Origin of the sequence: Herbaspirillum aquaticum, from assembly GCF_002213425.1 — a bacterium.
Taxonomy (GTDB): Bacteria; Pseudomonadota; Gammaproteobacteria; order Burkholderiales; family Burkholderiaceae_D; genus Herbaspirillum; species Herbaspirillum aquaticum.
The window spans coordinates 236,775-256,554 of record NZ_NJGV01000004.1; the positions used below are offsets into that span (position 1 = coordinate 236,775).

At 63.7% G+C, this 19,780-nt stretch carries 19 protein-coding genes; 14 read left to right on the forward strand and 5 right to left on the reverse strand.

The features are described 5' to 3' along the window. The first annotated feature begins 2 nt into the window (after positions 1-2). The 6 genes from CEJ45_RS05695 (at position 3) to CEJ45_RS05720 (ending at position 4,968) form a co-directional block, all read left to right on the forward strand. Positions 3-1,088, forward strand: coding sequence for a threonine dehydratase (locus CEJ45_RS05695; protein ID WP_088754216.1), 1,086 nt, complete (start codon positions 3-5; stop codon positions 1,086-1,088). Next, positions 1,085-1,684 (forward strand): LysE family translocator, encoded by a 600-nt coding sequence (locus CEJ45_RS05700; protein ID WP_088754217.1) that lies wholly within the window; start codon positions 1,085-1,087, stop codon positions 1,682-1,684. The genes CEJ45_RS05695 and CEJ45_RS05700 overlap by 4 nt, the downstream gene beginning before the upstream one ends. A 67-nt stretch (positions 1,685-1,751) precedes the next feature. Next, positions 1,752-2,675: a DMT family transporter gene (locus tag CEJ45_RS05705; protein ID WP_088754218.1), complete on the forward strand. Its 924-nt coding sequence runs from the start codon at positions 1,752-1,754 to the stop codon at positions 2,673-2,675. Between the two features lie 201 nt (positions 2,676-2,876). Beyond that, positions 2,877-3,335: a RidA family protein gene (locus CEJ45_RS05710; protein WP_039786637.1), complete on the forward strand. Its 459-nt coding sequence runs from the start codon at positions 2,877-2,879 to the stop codon at positions 3,333-3,335. Positions 3,336-3,420: 85 nt separating this feature from the next. Then, positions 3,421-4,617: an aminotransferase-like domain-containing protein gene (locus CEJ45_RS05715; protein ID WP_088754219.1), complete on the forward strand. Its 1,197-nt coding sequence runs from the start codon at positions 3,421-3,423 to the stop codon at positions 4,615-4,617. Between the two features lie 21 nt (positions 4,618-4,638). After that, entirely contained in the window at positions 4,639-4,968 is a 330-nt protein-coding gene (locus CEJ45_RS05720) for a DHCW motif cupin fold protein (RefSeq protein WP_088754220.1), read from the forward strand. Between the two features lie 440 nt (positions 4,969-5,408). Here CEJ45_RS05720 and CEJ45_RS05725 read toward each other — a convergent pair whose 3' ends face one another. Both CEJ45_RS05725 and CEJ45_RS05730 read right to left on the reverse strand, forming a co-directional pair. Continuing rightward, positions 5,409-6,512: an MBL fold metallo-hydrolase gene (locus CEJ45_RS05725; RefSeq protein WP_088754221.1), complete on the reverse strand. Its 1,104-nt coding sequence runs from the start codon at positions 6,510-6,512 to the stop codon at positions 5,409-5,411. Between the two features lie 88 nt (positions 6,513-6,600). Further along, entirely contained in the window at positions 6,601-6,984 is a 384-nt protein-coding gene (locus CEJ45_RS05730) for a tautomerase family protein (protein WP_088754222.1), read from the reverse strand. 153 nt (positions 6,985-7,137) lie between these two features. On the opposite strand from CEJ45_RS05730, the gene CEJ45_RS05735 reads away from it, so the two are divergent. Further along, a complete protein-coding gene (locus CEJ45_RS05735) occupies positions 7,138-7,983 on the forward strand; it encodes a LysR family transcriptional regulator (RefSeq protein ID WP_088754223.1) in 846 nt (281 codons plus the stop codon). Between the two features lie 89 nt (positions 7,984-8,072). Here the strand turns inward: CEJ45_RS05735 and pdxR are convergent, their stop codons facing one another. Beyond that, the gene (pdxR, locus tag CEJ45_RS05740) at positions 8,073-9,545 is read right to left on the reverse strand and encodes a MocR-like pyridoxine biosynthesis transcription factor PdxR (RefSeq protein ID WP_088754224.1); all 1,473 of its coding nucleotides are present in this window, start codon (positions 9,543-9,545) and stop codon (positions 8,073-8,075) included. A 96-nt stretch (positions 9,546-9,641) separates the two neighbouring features. On the opposite strand from pdxR, the gene CEJ45_RS05745 reads away from it, so the two are divergent. Continuing rightward, positions 9,642-10,127: a GNAT family N-acetyltransferase gene (locus CEJ45_RS05745; RefSeq protein ID WP_088754225.1), complete on the forward strand. Its 486-nt coding sequence runs from the start codon at positions 9,642-9,644 to the stop codon at positions 10,125-10,127. Continuing rightward, a complete protein-coding gene (locus CEJ45_RS05750; protein WP_088754226.1) occupies positions 10,124-10,750 on the forward strand; it encodes an FMN-dependent NADH-azoreductase in 627 nt (208 codons plus the stop codon). The genes CEJ45_RS05745 and CEJ45_RS05750 overlap by 4 nt, the downstream gene beginning before the upstream one ends. A gap of 274 nt (positions 10,751-11,024) precedes the next feature. Here CEJ45_RS05750 and CEJ45_RS05755 read toward each other — a convergent pair whose 3' ends face one another. Together CEJ45_RS05755 and CEJ45_RS05760 are read right to left on the reverse strand one after the other, a co-directional pair. After that, complete coding sequence (locus tag CEJ45_RS05755; RefSeq protein ID WP_088754227.1) at positions 11,025-11,549, reverse strand: hypothetical protein; 525 nt, start codon at positions 11,547-11,549, stop codon at positions 11,025-11,027. Between the two features lie 6 nt (positions 11,550-11,555). Next, a complete protein-coding gene (locus tag CEJ45_RS05760) occupies positions 11,556-12,143 on the reverse strand; it encodes a hypothetical protein (protein ID WP_241517285.1) in 588 nt (195 codons plus the stop codon). 1,077 nt (positions 12,144-13,220) lie between these two features. Here CEJ45_RS05760 and CEJ45_RS05765 point away from each other — a divergent pair. The 5 genes from CEJ45_RS05765 to rbbA all read left to right on the forward strand — a co-directional run bounded on the left by CEJ45_RS05765 (position 13,221) and on the right by rbbA (position 19,780). Continuing rightward, positions 13,221-13,676 carry an Hsp20 family protein gene (locus CEJ45_RS05765; RefSeq protein ID WP_088754228.1) on the forward strand — a complete coding sequence of 152 codons (456 nt, stop codon included), beginning with the start codon at positions 13,221-13,223 and terminating at the stop codon, positions 13,674-13,676. Between the two features lie 252 nt (positions 13,677-13,928). Next, positions 13,929-14,297, forward strand: a complete 369-nt coding sequence (locus tag CEJ45_RS05770) for an Hpt domain-containing protein (RefSeq protein ID WP_088754229.1) — start codon at positions 13,929-13,931, stop codon at positions 14,295-14,297. Positions 14,298-14,520: 223 nt separating this feature from the next. Continuing rightward, positions 14,521-15,963 (forward strand): efflux transporter outer membrane subunit, encoded by a 1,443-nt coding sequence (locus CEJ45_RS05775; RefSeq protein WP_187697635.1) that lies wholly within the window; start codon positions 14,521-14,523, stop codon positions 15,961-15,963. Beyond that, positions 15,960-17,036, forward strand: a complete 1,077-nt coding sequence (locus CEJ45_RS05780; RefSeq protein WP_088754230.1) for an HlyD family secretion protein — start codon at positions 15,960-15,962, stop codon at positions 17,034-17,036. The genes CEJ45_RS05775 and CEJ45_RS05780 overlap by 4 nt, the downstream gene beginning before the upstream one ends. After that, the gene (rbbA, locus tag CEJ45_RS05785; RefSeq protein WP_088754231.1) at positions 17,033-19,780 is read left to right on the forward strand and encodes a ribosome-associated ATPase/putative transporter RbbA; all 2,748 of its coding nucleotides are present in this window, start codon (positions 17,033-17,035) and stop codon (positions 19,778-19,780) included. The genes CEJ45_RS05780 and rbbA overlap by 4 nt, the downstream gene beginning before the upstream one ends.

Consider the following 19,780-nt stretch of genomic DNA (forward strand, 5'->3'; position numbering starts at 1 on the left):
TCATGACCAGCCTGTCCATCCAAGCCAGCCAAGTTACCCGCACGGCCAGCGACCTGCTGCCCGGCCTGGGCGAGATCGAGCAGGCGGCCGGCATCGTCTATGCCGGCATGGCCCCGACCCCGCAACTGTGCTGGCCGCTGCTGAACCAGGCGCTGGGTGCCGAGGTGTGGGTCAAGCATGAGAATCATGCGCCGACCGGTGCCTTCAAGGTGCGCGGCGGCATGGTCTATCTGCATCACCTGGCCCGGCAGCAGCCGCAACTGTCCGGCGTCATTTCCGCCACACGCGGCAATCACGGCCAGTCGGTCGGCCTGTCGGCGCGCCGCTTCGGCATCCCCGCCACGATTGTGGTGCCCGAAGGCAACAGCCGCGAGAAGAACGCCGCCATGCGCGCGCTCGGCGTGGACCTGGTCGAACATGGCCGCGAATTCCAGGACAGTCGCGAACACGCCCAGCGCCTGGCCCGCGAGCAGCAGTTGCACATGATCCCTTCCTTCCATCGCGACCTGGTGGCGGGCGTGTCGACCTACTGGATGGAACTGTTGGCCGCCCAGCCCGCGCTGGATGTGGTGCTGGTGCCCATCGGCCAGGGCTCGGGAATGTGCGGCGCGGTCGCGGCCCGCAATGCACTGGGGTTGAAGACACGCATCATCGGCGTGGTCTCGGCGCATGCGCTGGCCTACAAGCTCTCTTTTGAAGCCGGCCGCAAGATCGAAGCGCCGGTCTCGACCCGCATCGCCGATGGCGTGGCCTGTCGCGTACCGGATGAGGCGTCGCTGCAGGTGATGTTGTCGCAGGTCGATGAGGTTGTGGCCGTCACCGACGACGAAGTGATGGACGCCATGAAGCTGGCCTTCATCGCCACCCACAACGTGGCCGAGGGCGCGGGCGCCTGTGCGCTGGCGGCGGCCCTGCAACTGCGCACGCGGCTGCGCGGCAAGAAGATCGGTGTCACGCTCTCCGGCGGCAATGTCGACCATGACGTGTTTGCCGGTGTCCTGGCGCGCTCCAGCGAGGCCGCCGATGCACTGCTGGCGCCGGCACAAGTGGTGTCGCTGGCGCAGGCTGCGCAAAGGAGAAACGCATGATCGAAGCCTTGCTGCCGCTGATGTCGTTTGCTTTCGTCTCCTCCATCACACCGGGACCGAACAACATCATGCTGACCTCCTCGGGCATCTGGTTCGGCTTCCGTCGTTCCCTGCCGCACATGCTGGGCATCACGTTCGGCTTCGGCGTGCTGCTGGCCGTATGCGCATTCGGTATAGGCGAACTGGTGGTGGCGCTGCCGCAGGTGGTGCTGCTGTTGAAGGCGCTGGGCTGCGCTTACCTGCTCTACCTGGCTTGGCAGTTGCGCCGCATGGCCGTCTCCGGGGCGGGTGAGCGGGCGGTGCGGCCGATGTCGTTCCGGGCGGCCGCCATGTTCCAGTTCGCCAATCCCAAGGCGTGGGTGATGGCCATCACCGGTGCTTCGGCCTTCATGCCGTTGTTGCATAAGCAGTCCGGATGGCTGGCCATCCTGATCTACTGTGCGGTGTTCTGTGCCATCAACCTGCCTTGCGTATCGGTGTGGGCCGGTGCCGGTGCGCTCTTGCGGCGCTATCTCGAACAGCCCCGGTGGCGCGCGATCTTTGCGGCGGTCATGATCCTGCTGACACTTTATTCGGCGCTGGCGATCTGGCTGTAGCAGAGGCAGGGCAGGGAAATTATTTACATCAATATCAATAACGCGTTTTGAACCCAGGGGGACCCTCATGCAAGCCAGCAGCAAGACCAGTCATCCCGCAGCAGCGCCCGGTACCGCTACGGCCCGCCACGAAAGCCGCGGCATGTGGCTGGGCCTGATCGGCGTGGCCATCTTCAGCCTCACGCTGCCCTTTACGCGCATTGCAGTGGCCGAGCTCAACCCGGCCTTCGTCGCCTTCGGCCGTGCGGTTGTGGCAGGCGTCTGCGCCCTCGTGCTGCTGGCCTGGATCAAGGCCCCGCGTCCGACCCGGCAGCAATTGCGCGGCCTCATCATCACCGCCCTGGGCGTGGTGGTGGGTTTCCCGCTGTTTTCTTCGATTGCCATGCGTTACGTCCCGGCCGCCCATGGTGCCGTGGTGGTCGGCCTCCTGCCTCTGGCCACGGCCCTGTTTGGCGCGCTGCGCTTCGGTGAGCGGCCTTCGAAGGGTTTCTGGCTGGCCGCGCTGGCGGGCTCCGGCATCGTGATCGCCTTTGCCCTGCGCGAAGGGGGCGGCAGTTTCCATCTGGCTGATTTCGCCCTGTTTGCCGCCGTGGTCACCGCCGCCATGGGCTATGCCGAAGGCGGGCGCCTGGCGCAGACCATGGGCGGCCAGAACGTGATTGCCTGGGCGCTGGTGGTGGCCTTGCCGGTGATGCTGCCGGTGTCGGTGTGGCTGGGCTGGCAGTACGGCGTGAGCGCTTCGTCGCCGGCCTGGCTGGCCTTTGCCTACGTATCGCTGTTCTCGATGTTCATCGGCTTTTTCTTCTGGTACAAGGGCCTGGCCCTGGGCGGCATCGCCCGTGTGGGTCAGGTGCAATTGTTGCAACCTTTCATGAGCCTGCTGGGCGCGGCGGTGATCGCCCACGAAGCGCTGGATGCGAGCAACATGCTCTTTGCCCTGGCCGTGATCGTGGTGGTGGCCATCGGCCGCCGCATGGCGGTGCGCCGCTGAAGGCCGCGCAGCCAGGGGGGCAGGAAGCCGCTGACGCAGCTCTGACCGGGTTTGCGAGCCGAAATAGTTCAGCTGGTACGGGCTAAAGCGGCAGTTTTTTGAGATAATCGAACACTTGTTTTTTCACATTTTGTCAACGCGCAACGCGCGAGCCAACTGCCTTTTGGCCGCAAGCGGGCGCTGTCCAACAGGGAGTACCGCATGTCCGTCTATGAAAAGCTGAAAGCATTGAACATCGAACTGCCCGCCGTGGCCACCCCGGCAGCAGCCTATGTGATGTATGCACAAACCGGCAATACCGTCTTCCTCTCCGGCCACCTGGCCAAGAAGGATGGCAAGGTATGGGTCGGCCAGCTGGGACGCGACATCGGCACCGACGACGCCAAACTGGCCGCACGCGCCGTGGCGGTGGACCTGATCGCCACCCTGCAGGCGGCCTGTGGCGGTGACCTGACCCGCGTCAAGCGCATCGTCAAGCTGATGAGCCTGGTCAATTCCACCGGCGAATTCACCGAGCACCACCTGGTGACCAATGGCGCCTCCGAGCTGATCGGCGAAGTCTTCGGCGACGCCGGCAAGCACGCCCGTTCGGCCTTCGGCGTGGCGCAGCTGCCCATGGGCGCTTGCGTCGAAATCGAGATGATCGCCGAGATCGCCTGATCGCCTTGCATGACAGGGCCGGGGCGGCCACAGTAGCCGCCCGGCCGCACGACCTTACACACAGAACACAGACTGAACGACCCGTATGAAACTCGAAAATCCCGCACCGCTGCAGTGGCAGTTCTCCCAGCGCGCCGAAGCCATGAAGAGCTCGGCCATCCGCGAAATCCTCAAGGTGACGATGCGTCCCGACATCACCTCCTTCGCCGGTGGCCTGCCGTCGCCGCTGACCTTCCCGGTCGAGCACATGAAGGCTGCCTTCGACCGCGTGCTGAGCCAGCAAGGCAAGATGGCCCTGCAATACGGCCCCACCGATGGCTACCTGCCGCTGCGTGAATGGATCGCCGCATCGCTCTCCACCAATGGCGCCCAGATCACCGCCGAACAGGTGCTGATGGTTTCCGGTTCCCAGCAAGGCCTGGACCTGCTGGGCAAGGTGATGATCGACGAAGGCAGCAAGGTGCTGGTCGAGACTCCCAGCTACCTGGGCGCACTGCAGGCCTTCTCGCTGTATGGCGCCAAGTTCGAGTCGGTGCCCAGCGACGAATTCGGCCTGCAACCCGAGACCATCGAAGCCATCGCCGGTGGCGCGCGCATGCTGTATTCGCTGCCCAATTTCCAGAACCCGACCGGCCGCACCCTGCCCACCGAGCGCCGTTTCAAGCTGGTGGAAACCTGTGCCCGCCTGGGCCTGCCGCTGATCGAAGATGATCCCTACGGTGCCCTGAGCTACCAGAATGCGCCGCTGCCCAAGATGCTGTCGATGAATCCGTCGGGCGTGATCTACATGGGCTCCTTCTCCAAGGTGCTGACCCCCGGCATCCGCCTGGGCTACGTGGTGGCACCGCGCCCGCTGATCCTGAAGATGGAGCAAGCCAAGCAGGCCACCGACCTGCACACTGCGCAGCTGACCCAGATGGTGGTGTACGAAGCCATCAAGGACGGCTTCCTGGACCAGCACGTGCCGACCATCCGCAAGCTCTATGGCGACCAGTGCCAGGCCATGCTGGACGCGCTGCAACAGTACTTCCCGGCCAGCTGCAGCTGGAGCAAGCCGGAAGGCGGCATGTTCATCTGGGTGACCCTGCCCGAGCACCTGGATGCCAGCGCGCTGCTGAACGAGGCGGTGGAACAGGAGAAGGTCGCCTTCGTCCCCGGCGCACCGTTCTACGCCAACGTGGCGCAGAAGAACACGCTGCGCCTGTCCTTCGTGACGGTGCCGCCGGAGCAGATCCGCGCCGGTGTGGAGCGCCTGGGCAAGCTGATCGCTTCCAAGCTGTAAGCAGGGCCGATCGGTTCACGGATGAAGATCGCCAATCTGCCCTTCGGCACTACGGACTGGAGCCAGGTCCCCGCCACCGAGCATGCCGGCGTCACCGGCACCGCCTGGTGGCGCACTTGCCAGTTCGGCGACCTGCGCGTGCGCATGGTCGAATACACGCCCGGTTACCTGGCTGACCACTGGTGCGTGAAAGGGCATGTGCTGCTCTGCCTGGAAGGGGAGCTGCATACCGAGCTGGAGGATGGCCGCACTTTTGTCCTCAAGCCGGGCATGAGCTACCAGGTGGCTGACGGGGCTGAGCCGCACCGGTCGTCGACGGCGGTGGGGGCGAAGTTGTTCATCGTGGATTGATTGGCGAGGGAATGGTGGATAACGACGTTGTCCCCGCCACACAAAATGAAAGCTGGACCTGTAATCAGGTCCAGCTTTTTTTATATCAAGGCCGGTGACGATTTGCCGCGCGAATCATCTTCTCATTCGGCTCTGACTCGCTATTGAGCAACTCCAGCAGAAATTCGGCGTCTCGTGGCGTCACTGGAATGTAACCTTCGACGTTACTCCACTCCCGACAGTCTGCTTTTCGGTGGAGCGAAGATTGTTTGGGCAATGAATTTCCCGGAACTATCGGTTCTCCGCTTTCTACAGTGAACGCTGATCTATCTCTCATATCGTCTGATCCTGATTGACACACATTCTTCTCAGTCTTTAGGTGAACGCGGAGCATATCCCGAACATATAACAAGGCTAGTAACGTCGCTCGATTTTAATGAGGTTTTTCAGAAAATTTTGGGCTAGTCGCTGAGCTTCAAAGTCTCCCCATGCTTGAGCGCAACAAACTGCTCCTGCGGCAACCCCGCCTCACGCAGGGCCTTGGCCAGTTCCTTGGGCGGTTCGTCGAGCGGGTCGTCGGCCAGTTCGAAGGTCCCCCAGTGGATGGCTATCGAACGCTTGGCCCGCACGTCCTCATGGATCAGGACGGCCTGGGCCGGGTCCACGTGCTGGTTCTGCATGAACCAGCGTGGCGCGTAGGCACCGATGGGGATGAGCGCCAGGTCGAATCGTCCGAAGCGTTCGCCGATGTCGCGGAAGTCCTTCGAATAACCCGTATCGCCCGCAAAATAGACGGAGAAGGGCTCGCCACCCGCTTGCTGCGCCGCCTGGATCACCCAGCCACCCCACAAGGTCTCTGAACGGTCGAACACGCCACGCGCCGACCAGTGCGTGGCCGGGACGAAGTAGATGTCCAGGTTGTCCAGCACGGTCTTGTCCCACCAGTCCATTTCCTTCACGTTGGTGATGCCCAACGCCAGGAACCACTCACGCACCCCCAGCGGCACCAGGAACAGCGGCGGCCCGCCCGCCTGAAGATTCAGTTGCTCCACGCTCGCCTGGTCCAGGTGGTCGTAGTGGTTGTGCGAGATCACCACCACGTCGACGTGCGGCAGCTCGCTGATCTGTACCGGCAGCGGCACCTTGCGGGACGGCCCGATGAAAGAGAAGGGCGAGGCCCGCTGCGAGAACATCGGATCGGTCAGCACGTTCTTGCCGCCCAGTTGCACCAGCGCCGTGGCATGGCCGATCCAGGTCACGCTGGGCCTGTCGCGGTTGGCCTTGAGCCAGGCCAGGTCGGGCTTGACGACCGGGAACTGGTAATTGTTCTCGGGCGGTTTGGGCAGGCCCTGGGTCAGGCGTTCCCACTGCCATTTCCAGAAGGAGCCGCGTTCGGGTTGCGGGTAGTTGTTGCGAAACCCCGTCTCGGTGCGATTGCTCTTGTTGGGATCGTAGTACTTGCTGGAGGAAGAGCAGGCAGTCAGTCCGGCGGCCAGCAGCAGGACTGCCAGGCCACGGGCGAGAGGTCGCAGGGGCTGCCTCAGGCAGGATGTCGCAGGGGGCATGGAGGAGGCGCGGCAGCCGCGCAGTGATGACGATGAGCGACATCCTAGCAGGCCGCAGCGCGGCCTGCAGGCGCTGAGCCCGGTGGCGCTACATCACGTACTGCGCCAGTCCGCGCCCGAATGACCAGTTGCCCTTGTCGCCCTCGACCAGGCTGATCATCACGTCATCCGGCGCGATGCCCGGGTCCTGCTGCAGGCGCGCCACGATGGAGGCGTAGAGCGCGTTCTTCTGCGCCTGGCTACGGGTATTGCTGACCGTCAGCTGGATCAGCACGAAATCATCCGTACGCGCCATGCCCATGTAGCTGCGGCTGAAGACCAGGTCTTCCGGATCGTGTTCGGTAATGACCATGAAGCGGTCTTCCTCGGGCACATTGAAACTCTCGCGCAGGGCTTCGTAGATGTTGTCGGCGATGGCGCGGCGATCGCTGCGGGACTTGCCGCGCAATACGGAAATGCGGACCAGGGGCATGATGTTCTCCTTGCGGGTTGTTGAAAATGGCGGAGCGCTTGCTCTCCATGCCTTGCATGCTATGCTGGAGCAATCATTTGAAAAACCACTGATTGATGATTTCAATGATTGAAATTCGTCATCATTGAATCTGCACCGCGAGGGCCCTGCATCATGGATAAACCGCTGGATCTGGACGCCGTCCAGGCTTTCGTCCTGGCCGCCGATCTGCAAAGCTTCACCCGTGCGGCCGAGGCGCTGGACAGCACGCAATCGGCCATCAGTTTCAAGCTCAAGAAGCTGGAGCAGCGCCTGGGCCGTCGCCTGCTGGAGCGCACGCCGCGCCAGGTGCGCCTGTCGGCCGAGGGGCAGCAGTTCCTTCCGGCCGCGCGTGGCCTGCTGGCGGCGCATGACCGCGCGCTGGAACAGCTGGACCAGGGACCGGTCCGCTTTTCGGTCGGCATCAGCGACCATGTGGCCGGTGCCACCTTGCCGCGTGCGCTGGCGCAGGTGCATGCGGTTGATCCCGGCGTGGTGGTGGAGGTGCGCGTGGGTTCTTCGCATGACCTGATGCCGGCCTACGAGCGCGGCGAGCTCGATGCCGTCATCGTGCGGCGCGAACCGCAGGACAAGGGCGGCAAGCTGGTCATGGAAGAACGCATCGGCTGGTTCGCCCATCCCGATGCGCAATGCTGGGCCGGTCCGGCCTTGCGGGTGGCGACGTTTTCCTCGGCCTGCCGCATCCGCGAGCTGTCCTTGCGGCGGCTTGATGCGGCCGGCATACCGTGGGTGGAGGTCTTCGTCGGTGGCGGCATCCTTGCCGTGGGGGCAGCGGTCAGCGCGGGCCTGGCGGTGTCGGCGCTGCTCCACCGCAGCGCCCCGCCTGGTGCGGTGGAGGTGGGCGAGCGCTTGGGCTTGCCCAAGCTGCCTCTGGCACAGGTAAGACTGCATGCACGGCTCAAGGAGCCGCGCTTGCAGACCGCGCTGCGCACGCTGGTGGCGGCGTTGAAGTCGTCCTGAGGCGCGGCGCTTTACTCCATCATGAATGCATCATGACCCTGCATGGACCAGTCGATCAATGCCAGCAATGATATTTGAACTGGTCCATGTCAGGCCGGCGCCAGCAGGGGCAGGATGCGCCGTGCCAGCTCGGCGGCGCGGCGGCGGCTGTCGATATTGGTGAAGCTGAGCATGATCATTGGCGCCACACCGGCGCGCGGTGCCAGCAGGCACTCCGACAGGGCGCGGCTGAACATGCCGTGCTGGCGCATCTTTTCGGCCAGCAGCCGGTCCGAGCGGCGGCCCTGCAGGCGCAATAACAGATGCATGCCGCCGGGCGGCGAATCGATTCGGACGTGGGAATGCAATACGCCTTCCAGTCCGGCGATGGCCATGGTGCGGCGATGGGCATAGAGGCGCCGCATGCGCTGGATGTGGCGGGCAAAATGCCCCTCGGCCATGAAGTCGGCGACGATATGCTGCGTCAGGGCCGGCGCGGCTCCGGAGAAGAGTTGCGCACTGCGCCTGAAGCGCTCCACCTGCGATCGCGGCACCACCAGGTAGGCAAGGCGGATGGCCGGGAACAGCACCTTGCTGAAGGTGCCGGCATAGAGGACGCGATCCTCGCGGTCCAGGCTCTTGAGTGCGGGCAAGGGGCGGCTGACGTAACGGTATTCGCCGTCATAGTCATCTTCCACGATCCAGGCCTGCTCACGCGCTGCCCATTCCAGCAAGGCCAGGCGGCGCGGCAGCGACAGGGCCACGCAAGTCGGGCTCTGGTGCGCCGGCGTGACCACGGCGGCGCGTGCGCGGGCCGCGTGGCGCAGTCCGTACTCGACCTGCATGCCCTCGGCGTCCACCGGTATGCCAGCCAGCTGCATGCCGGCCTCGCGCAGCAGCGCGGCGCTTGGTGCATAGCCGGGGTCTTCCACCCAGATCTTGTCGCCCGGCTGGAGCAGGGTGCGCGTGATCAGGTTGAGGCTGTCGCGATAGCCCGAGGTGACGAAGACCTGTTCGGCCCGGCAATCGATACCGCGTGACAGTTGCAGGTAGCGCGCAATCTCCGTGCGCAGCGCCATCAGTCCGGCCGGGGAGGGATAGAGCATGTCGGCGGCTTGCGTAGCCCGCACCGCCCGTGCGGCCAGGCGTGCCCAGATCTTGCGCGGAAAGGCGTCCAGCGCCGGGATGCCCATCTGGAAGGGGCGCGGGCCTTTTGCTTCGTCCTGTCCCTCTTCCGGCAGCAGAGGATGACGCGCCGGTACCGCGACGGTCCGCGGGCGCGACGCTGTTGCCTTGCTGGCCGCTGCCTGCACGGCCGGGCGGACCCCGGCGGCAATGACCGTCCCGGCTTGTCCGCGCGCCTCCACGTAGCCTTCGGCGGCCAGCAGCGAGTAGGCGGCCTCCACCGTGCCCCGTGCCAGTCCCAGTTCAGCGGCCAGCGCCCGCGCCGAGGGGATGCGATCCCCCGGCTGCAGCAGGCCGTCAGCCACGGCGCTGCGCAGGCGGGTGTAGATCTGGCGGTAGTAAGCTTCGCCGGTGCTGCTGTCGAGTCGGAACAAGGATGAGGGAGGATGGGACATCATGGACCAGTCAAAATGTCATTTCTTGGATCTCCCGATTATGCCATCGGCTCATTAGGATGAAGCTCCTTCCACTCTGATGGCATCGATGCTCCTACCATGGACCCATTTTCCGAGATCACTCCTGCGCCCGATTGGCGCCTCACCGACGTCGCCCTGCGCCACGCCGATATCGTCTCCGACCAGCTGGCCTGTTTTGCGGTGATGCACGAACTGCGTCCGCACCTGCGCGACAGCGACGAATTCCTTGCGCGCATCGGCCGTGCCGCCTCTCAGGGCTACCGCATCCTGGCCGCCTGGGAGCAAGGAAAGGTAGTTGCCCTGGCCGGTTACCGCTTCCAGGAGAACCTGGTCTATGGTCCCTTCCTCTATGTCGATGACCTGGTGTCCGCCAGTACTGAGCGCGGCAAGCGCTGGGGCGAACGGCTGCTCTCTGCGCTGGAGGATGTGGCGGCCCAGGCCGGTTGCGTGCGCCTGGTGCTCGATACCGGCATGGCCAATGCGCTGGCACAGCGCTTCTATTTCCGCCAGGGCATGCTGACCGGCGCACTGCGCTTCGGCAAGGCCATCGGAGGTGCCGCGTGAAGATCCTGCATCTGCTTGCCTCGCCGCGCCAGGCGGCTTCCAATACTTGGTGGCTGTCGCGCCAGATCGTCGAGCGCCTGGCTGCACAGCATGCACAGGCGGAGGTCATCCTGCGCGACCTCTATGCCAGCGGGATTGCGCATGTCGATGCGGCCTATGCCGATGCCCTGGGCTCCCCGGTTGCCTTCGACGGCAGCGATGCGGGGCAGGGCACGCTGACCCTGTCGGATCGTCTCATCGACGAGCTGGAGCAGGCCGACCAGGTGGTGATCGGCACACCCATGCACAACTACACCGTCCCGTCGGTGCTGAAAGCCTGGATCGATCACGTGGTGCGGGTGCGCCGCACCTTTGCCATCACGCCGGACGGCAAGGCCGGCCTGCTGCGCGACCGGCCGGTCCATGTGGTGGTGGTGTCCGGCGGGCGCTTCACCGGCGCGTTTGCACGACAGCCGGATTTCCTCACGCCCTACCTGAAGGTGGCGCTGGCGACCATCGGGCTGCATGACCTGCGCTTTACGGCCATGGAGGGTTTGGCAGCGGGCGCGCAGGCGGTGCGCAATGAGCGCGAGCGTGTTGCAATGGAGCTGGATCGTCAGTTTTCAAGGCGCTGGCAGACGTAAGACGCATTCGAAATACGGTGACTCTTACGCGACGGGTCGCATTGCAAAGTAAAACCCGGCGATCAAAAGCAGTGGAGCCAGCAGAGCGGAGACGACCAGAAGAATGGTCGATATGTTCCGATGACGGAACCGCTTTTCAAAATGAAGGACTGCAGCCGAGACCTGCAAAAGAGCGACAACATAAAAATCCATGAGGCATCTTCTGTTGTTGCCATTGTGCCGAGGAAGGCTTTCACCACGTCTTCTGTGTCTGGTAACGATTTGATATTCCGCTTTACTGACCCTTGTCGTCGACCGGCCCGGTATCTTCACAAGTCGGAAGGGTATCGTAACCGAGATAGAAATACAGGTTGTGAAGCTTGCGCGGGCCATCGAGCAGCTCAAGGTTGATTCCTTCAACACCCGTACAAATCAGAATCTTGTAGTGCTTGCGCTGGGCGATTGCGATGAAGCTGCTGTTGGCAGAGCGCCTGACCTGCTCAGCGTTGATGATCGCGATGCCCTGTCCTGTCTTGATACCAGGACTGATGTGCCTGCTCATGCGGTAGTGCATCACTGTCTGCTCTGCCATGACATCATCCACTGGTTCAGCTTGCTTGAACTCTTTTGGTTTGAGCCAATGGCAATCTGACGGGTTATCAGACGGATCGGCACAAAGCGCAATCCTGTGAATCGCGGTCAGTGGGGCTGTCGTATAGAGGCTCAGACCGTCCCTTTCTTGTTTGTAGAAGCCGATGGCGATTTGCGCTTGTGCCAGCGGGGAGAGCACTAGCAAATAGATGATTGGTACCAGTTTCATCGCTTATCACGTCCCGTTATCGGACCAATGTGGCGGGTCGGGAATGAGCTTGTGGCATCCGTAGGACGCGCCAACGCGATAGAGCACGGTATTGTCGGTGACTTCAACAGCTTGCGCAGATGCGTCAAGCATCGTCTTTCCGATGATTCCCGTGATCGTCATATCGATGGCGGCACGTTCCGTGTGCCGGGAGGTCAAAGCGGGCGGATGAACGATTGTGTAGCCTCTGGCCATTTCTGCCGCAGCGTTTTTGGAGGCACGTTCATCACCGTGATCCCACTCTATTTCAACGCCACTCATCTTGGGAACCCTGTCAGGTGAAATCAGCCCCTTCGAAATCTTCACGCAATAGTGCATCAGGTAAGCGCGTTCACGCGGCCTGTAAGTGGCCGATATTCTGACATTCGCTCCTGCAGCTTTCAACGCTACGATGAAGTCTTCTGCAGATTGACGAAAACTGCTATTCAGATCGTTTGTGCGATTGCTGCCGGGAAATCGTGTTACCCATTGTGGACCGCTCAGTTCAGGCAGCGTATTAACAACGACAGGTGTCGGATCCGAGGCAGGGGTCAAGAGTGTTTGGGTTGTCGTCATAAAAAGGGACCTCAAGTTTGACGTGCTGCGCGGTATCGGAGGACACCGTTTCAGTGAATCCGTCTTCGTTTGTCAGACCGATACAGGTTTTGCCGTCAGCCAGCGTGATTCTGTATCTGACATTTGCCATTGGTGCGCCGCTGTGTGCGTGTTGAACTAGAAAACGCTGATCGTAGAGAGCGGCAAGGGAGAAGTCGTCTTGCCGGCCGCCAGGATGTGAGCTGGATGCGTGGCGGAGCTCACCCTCGAATCCCATCCGGACATCGCTATGCAAGGCTTTGAGTCTGGGCGGTTCAGGGCATTTGCAAAGGCATAGGTCACCATCAAGATTGACTTGCCTGCCGTCGGGCCCCTTGTGCGGACGAAATGGCTGAACACATTGAGTAGTTCCCCAGCTATTGCAGGAATTGCAGTAAACAGGATCACCTTCGAAGCAAGCCAACTTCCCGCTATACCGAATCCGAGGACTTTGTGCTGTCGGCTGGACCAGGCCTCCGCCAGGAATCACGGTATCCCCTTCACGGATGAAAGCGCGCCAGAACATGTTCAGGACCTTGGTGCCGGGGTAATGGGCGACGCCGTTACTAACCATGCCGGGGACAGTTGTTTTGCATGGGGGAGGGACATGTTCAGTAACAGCACGTTTGCTGGAAGCCAGCTTTCTGGTGCCAAATTTCTGTAGCTCATCTTTTTGTCTCTGCGTGATCGCATGAAGTTGAAAGAGGAGCGAGCATGCCAAACAAGTCTGCTGATGGCGCATTGCCCGCCTGAATAGGCAGGCAATCTCAAAGATGCTCTGACTTTTTCTAGGAAAAAATCGAGACCGGATAGGAGCAGGATCCTACGGTAGGCAATGCCGTGACAGCGTCTGGCTTTTCGATGGTGCAATGACACGCGTGTCGCGATGTCGGCTTGCTTGGAGGGAAAAATCGCGTATCGTATGGCGATACAAAAGAGGGCTCAAATTTTTTCTAAAAATCCCTTGAAAACCAAAATTCCCATCCCTAGATCGGTACCAGCAGATGCTCGACGTTGAGGTCTGCGACGAAAACATCGCTTAACTGAAAGGATATTTTTATGCGTACTTTTGATCTCTCCCCCCTGTACCGTACCGCTATCGGCTTCGATCGCCTGGCCCAGATGTTCGACAACGCCCAGCGCGCTGATCAGCCCAGCTATCCCCCGTACAACATTGAACTGGTGGCCGAAGACAAGTACCGGATCACCATGGCCGTAGCCGGTTTCGCCCGCAGCGAAATCGACATCGAGACCGAAAACGAGACCCTCAAGATCACCGGCCGCAAGCAGAAGGAAGACAAGCAGGTCAACTTCCTGCACCGTGGCATCGCCGCCCGTGACTTCGAACAGCGCTTCCAGCTGGCCAACCACATCAAGGTGGTCGGTGCCAACCTGGAAAACGGCCTGCTCAACATCGAGCTGGTCCGTGAAATCCCCGAAGCACTGAAGCCGCGCAAGATCGAAATCGGTGCCGTCGAGGACAGCAACGTGCAGCGTCTGGAACGCGCCGCCTGATCACCGACCTGGCACCGGGCGGCAGCCATTTAAGGCAGCCGCCTCACCATCACCGCCCGTTTCACCGGGCGGTTTTTTTGCGTCCATTGACATGGTTGTGATTGACGCCGCTTACCTGCTTGGTTACGTTACACACTCTGCACCGCAGTTCAGTCACCGCTCACGACCCGGCATCGCCGGACCAGCTGCTCAAAAGAAATTGGCACAGGAGCAATATCTTGCGTATATTGCGTCGGCCACAGGGAGAAACGCGTGAACGACCATCAATACCAGCACATCAACCCCGAACCCTTGCTCGATGCCATGGGCGGGGATGTTGCCGCCTGCCGGCACATGTTTGGCACCTTCCTCAAGAGCGCACCGGCCACCTTCGCGCGGCTGGATGCAGCCATCCAGCAGGACGATGCGGTCCAGGTCAAACGCGAAGCCCACAGCCTCAAGAGCACCACGGCCCTGGTCGGTGCCGGCGTGCTGACTGAGATGCTCAAGGCCGTCGAGGTACAGTCCCGTGCCGAACCACCCCAAAGCGCCGTGGCCAGCCTGCCCGAGCTGCGGACCCTGTTCACTGCCGTCGTCGCCGAGGCGCAGCATTACGTGGATCAGGTGGGCGTGCCGCAGTAAGGCCGCGTTGCCCCACGCGCTTCCCGCACTTTTCGCACTTTTCGCACATCCCCCCGCAAACGGCCACCCCCGGCCTATCCCCGTCACATCCTTCATAAATTACCGACTCATCAGTCAGTAACCTGACGTACATCAATCGGGTTTTCAGCAGGCCTCTTCATAATGTGGACACACAAGACGAAGCATTGCGTCACCACATTTCCCGCCCGAGCCGAGATAAACGATGTGCGAGCCCTCTCTGCGAATCCGCCCCCTGCTGGCTGCCTTGCCGCTGCTGCTGGCGGCCTGCCAGTCCATGGCGCCGGACTACCAGCGGCCTGCCGCGCCGGTGGCGGCGCGCTATCCGCAGCAGGCCGATGACGCGGGTGAAGCCGTGCCGGCACTCGGCTGGCAAGCCTGGTTCCGCGATCCGCAACTGCAAGCCATCATCGCCCAGGCCCTGGCCAACAATCGCGACCTGCGCGCGGCGGCCTTGCGGGTCGAAGAGGCGAGGGCGCTCTACGGGATCCAGCGTGCCGACCTGTTCCCTGCCGTTGGCGCCCAGGCAGGCCTGGACCGCTCGCGTACCCCCGCCGACCTCAACCTGACCGGCCGTCCGCTGGTGGGCAGCGCCTATCAAGCCGGTGTGGGGCTGAGCAGCTGGGAGCTGGACCTGTGGGGCCGCCTGCGCAGCCTGGATGACGCCGCGCTGCAAACTGCGCTGGCCAGCGAAGCCACGCGCCGGGCTGCGGCCCTGAGCCTGGTGGCCCAGGTGGCCGATGCCTGGCTGGAGCTGGCCGAGATCGACGAACGCCTGGCCATCGCCCGCGACACCATCGCCAGCCGCCAGGAGAGCTACCGCATCTTTGCGCGCCGGGTCGAGGTGGGGGCCACCTCGCGCCTGAACCTGACCCAGATCGAAACCCTGCTCACGCAAGCGCAGGCCCTGGGTGCACAACTGGAGCAGCAACGCGCGCAGCGTTTGAATGCCCTCACGCTGCTGGCAGGTTCAACCGTGGAGCTGCCAGTCGGCCAGGCCCGGCCGGCCCTGGATGCGGTGTTCCCGGAGCTGCCACCGGGTACGCCCTCGCTGCTGCTCACGCGCCGCCCTGACGTGGCCGCTGCCGAACACCGCCTGCAAGCGGCCAACGCCAACATCGGTGCCGCACGTGCGGCCTTCTTTCCCAGCATTTCGCTCACCGGCAACCTCGGCACGGCCAGCGCTGAACTGAGTGGATTGTTCCGCGATGGCAGCCATGCCTGGAGTTTCTCGCCCAGCCTGTCGCTGCCGATCTTCACGGCCGGCCGCCTGCGCAACAACCTGGACCTGGCCGAAGTACGGCGCGACCTGGCCGTGGCCAATTACGAAAAAGCCATCCAGTCTGCCTTCCGCGACGTCGCCGATGCGCTCGCCGCGCGCCAGTGGCTCACTCGCCAACTGGCCATCGCCGAGACCGCAGTGCAAGTCCAGACCGAGCGGGCGCGCCTGTCCACGCTGCGCTATGACAACGGCGCTGCGCCTTTCCTCGACGTGCTCGATGCCCAGCGCGACCTGCTGAGCGCACGCCAGCAGCGGGTGCAGATCCGGCGTGCGCTGCTGTCCTCGTCGGTGGCGCTGTATGCCGCGCTGGGTGGCGACAGCAATGCGCCCACGGCCTTCCCCCTTTCTTCCGGACCTCGACCATGACGCTCCCTCACGCCAAGAAACCTTTGCTGGCCGCTGCGCTGGCCGTGATCCTCGCCGGCGGTGCGGCCTATGCCTGGCTGCGCCTGCATCACAGCGGCCCCGGCGAGGGACTGGCCAGCGGCAACGGCCGCATCGAAGCCACCGAGGTGGACGTGGCCACCAAGCTGGGCGGCCGGGTCGATGCCATCCTCGTCAATGAGGGCGACTTCGTCAGCGCCGGCCAGCCGCTGGCCCGCATGCAGGTGCTCTCGTTGGAGGCCCAGCGCGACGAAGCCCAGGCACGCCAGCAGCAGTCGGTCTCGGCCGTGGCCAGTGCCGAGGCCCAGGTGGCCGTGCGCGAGAGCGATCATCAGGCCGCACTGGCGCTGGCCGCGCAGCGCGCCAGCGAGCTGGATGCGGCACGGCGTCGGCTGGCGCGCTCGGAGGTGCTGGTCAAGGAGGGCGCCTCTTCGCTGCAGGAAGTGGATGATGACCGTGCCCGCGTGCTGGGCATGGAAGCGGCCGTCACCGCCGCCCAAGCGCAGGTGACCGCCGCCCAGGCCGCCGTGGCGGCGGCCCGCACCCAGGTCAGCGGCGCACGCGCCACGGTGACCGCAGCCGTGGCCACGGTCCAGCGCATCAAGGTCGACATCGACGATAGCACCCTCGTCGCGCCGCGCGCCGGGCGCGTGCAATACCGCATCGCGCAGCCGGGCGAAGTGCTGGGCGGTGGCGGCAAGCTGCTCAACCTGGTGGACTTGAGTGATGTCTACATGACCTTCTTCGTTCCCGAGACCGTGGCCGGCAAGCTGGCGCTGGGCAGCGAAGCACGCATCGTGCTGGACGCCGCCCCGCAATACGTGATCCCGGCGCGGATTTCATTCGTGGCCAGCACCGCCCAGTTCACCCCCAAGACGGTGGAGACCGCCAGCGAGCGGCAGAAGCTGATGTTTCGCGTCAAGGCGCAGATCGATCCGGCGCTGCTGCGCCAGCACCTGACCCTGGTCAAGACCGGCTTGCCCGGCGTGGCCTGGGTGCGCACCGACAATGCGCGTGACTGGGCCGCCACGCTGGCGGTGAAGGTCCCGCAATGACAGGGACCCATGGCCCAAGCCTGGTGGCGCGCCTGTCGGGCGTATCACTGCGCTATGGCCAGAAGCCGGCCCTGCAGGCGATCTCGCTGGAGATTCCGGCCGGTTGCATGGTCGGCCTGATCGGGCCGGATGGCGTGGGCAAATCCAGTCTGCTGTCGCTGGTGGCCGGTGCACGCGCCCTGCAGGACGGCGACGTGGAGGTGCTTGGCGGCGACATGCGCCGCACCGGGCATCGTGAAGCGGTCTGCCCGCGCATCGCCTACATGCCGCAGGGGTTGGGCAAGAACCTGTATCCGACGCTGTCGGTGGAAGAGAACCTGCAATTCTTTGGACGCCTGTTCGGCCAGTCCGCGCAGGAGCGCCGCCAGCGCATCGATACACTCACCGCCGGTACCGGCCTCGCGCCTTTCCTGGCGCGCCCGGCCGGCAAGCTCTCCGGCGGCATGAAGCAGAAGCTGGGATTGTGCTGTTCGCTGATCCACGATCCTGACCTGCTGATCCTGGACGAGCCGACGACCGGCGTCGATCCGCTTTCGCGTGCGCAGTTCTGGGACCTGATCGCGCACATACGCCAGCAGCGGCCCGGCATGAGCGTCATCGTGGCCACGGCCTACATGGAAGAAGCGGACCGCTTCGATTTCCTGGTGGCCATGGATGACGGCCAGGTCCTGGCCACCGGCACGCCAGCCGAGCTGCATGCGCGTACCGGCACGGCGGCACTGGAAGAGGCCTTCATCGCCTTGCTGCCACCGGACAAACGGCGCGGCCACCAGCCCGTGCGGGTGACTCCGCTGGACCCGGCGCGGCAAGCGGACATCGCCATCGAAGCGCGCGGCCTGACCATGCGCTTCGGCGATTTCGTGGCGGTGGATCATGTGGACTTCCGCATCCGGCGTGGCGAGATCTTCGGATTCCTCGGCTCCAACGGCTGCGGCAAATCCACCACCATGAAGATGTTGACCGGCCTGCTGCCCGCCAGCGAAGGCCAGGCCTGGCTGTTCGGCCAGGCCGTCGATCCGCGCGACATGGCCACGCGTGCGCGCGTGGGCTACATGTCGCAGGCCTTTTCGCTCTATGGCGAACTGAGCGTACGCCAGAACCTGGTGCTGCATGCACGGCTCTATCGCGTGCCGCACGACCAGATTGCCGCCCGCACCGAAGAGATGGCGCAGCGCTTCGGCCTGCTGGAGGTGATGGACAGCCTGCCCGAGAGCCTGCCGCTGGGCATCCGCCAGCGACTCTCGCTGGCCGTGGCGATGGTGCACAAGCCGGAGCTCTTGATCCTGGATGAACCGACCTCGGGCGTGGACCCGATTGCGCGCGACCTGTTCTGGCAATTGATGATCGACCTGGCGCGGCGCGACCAGGTGACCATTTTCATCTCCACCCATTTCATGAACGAGGCCCAGCGCTGCGACCGCATCTCGCTCATGCACGCCGGCCGCGTACTGGTCAGCGCTACGCCGGAGGAGCTGATCCGCCAGCGCGGGGCGGCGAGCCTGGAACTGGCCTTCATTGCCTACCTGGAAGAGGCGGCGGGGAAGGGCGCAACGACGCCTGCGCCGGAAGTAAAAGTCACATCGGCCCCGGACCACGCTCCTGCTGGTGCCAGTCGCCTGCGCACCAGCCTGGGCCGTGCGCTCAGCTACAGCCAGCGCGAAAGCCTGGAACTGCGGCGCGATCCGGTGCGCGCCACCTTGGCCTTGCTGGGCACGGTGATCCTGATGTTCATCATCGGCTATGGCATCAACCTCGATGTCGAAAACCTCAGCTACGCGGTGCTCGACCGCGACCAGACCGGCCTGAGCCAGAACTATGCGCTCAACCTTTCGGGCTCGCGCTACTTCATCGAGCAGCCGCCCATCCGCGATTACCAGGACCTGGACCGGCGCATGCGCAGCGGCGAGATTTCGCTGGCCATCGAAATCCCGCCCGGCTTCGCCCGCGACATCGCGCGCGGCAAGCCGGTGGAAGTGGGGGCATGGGTCGATGGCGCCATGCCCACGCGTGCCGAGACCGTGCGCGGCTATGTGCAGGGCATGCATCAACTGTGGCTGGCCGACATGGCCACGCACCGGCTGGGCCAGCGCCTGGCGCAGCCGGCCACCATCGAGACGCGCTATCGCTACAACCCGGACGTGAAGAGCCTCCCGGCCATGGTGCCGGCCATCATTCCGCTGTTGCTGATGATGATCCCGGCCATGCTGACGGCGCTGTCGGTGGTGCGCGAGAAGGAACTGGGCTCCATCCTCAATCTCTACGTCACGCCGGTCACGCGCACCGAATTCCTGCTGGGCAAGCAGCTGCCTTACCTGGTGCTGGGCATGCTCAATTTCGCCATGTTGACGCTGCTGGCGGTGACCGTGTTCGGAGTGCCGGTCAAGGGCAGTCTGGCCACGCTGACGCTGGCGGCGCTGGTGTTCATCATTTGCTCGACCGGCTTTGGCCTGCTGGCCTCGACCTTTACGCGCAGCCAGATTGCCGCCCTGTTCGTGACCATGATCGGCACCATCATTCCCTGCGTGCAGTTCGCCGGGCTCTTGAATCCGGTCTCTTCGCTCGAAGGCATGGGGGCGCTGATCGGGCAGGTCTATCCGGCCACGCATTTACTCACCATCAGCCGTGGCGTGTTCAGCAAGGCACTGTCGGTAGGCGACCTGGGGGCCTCGTTCTGGCCGCTGGTGCTGGCCGCACCGGTGATCCTGGGTTTGTCGGTGTGGCTGTTGAAGAAGCAGGAGCAATGA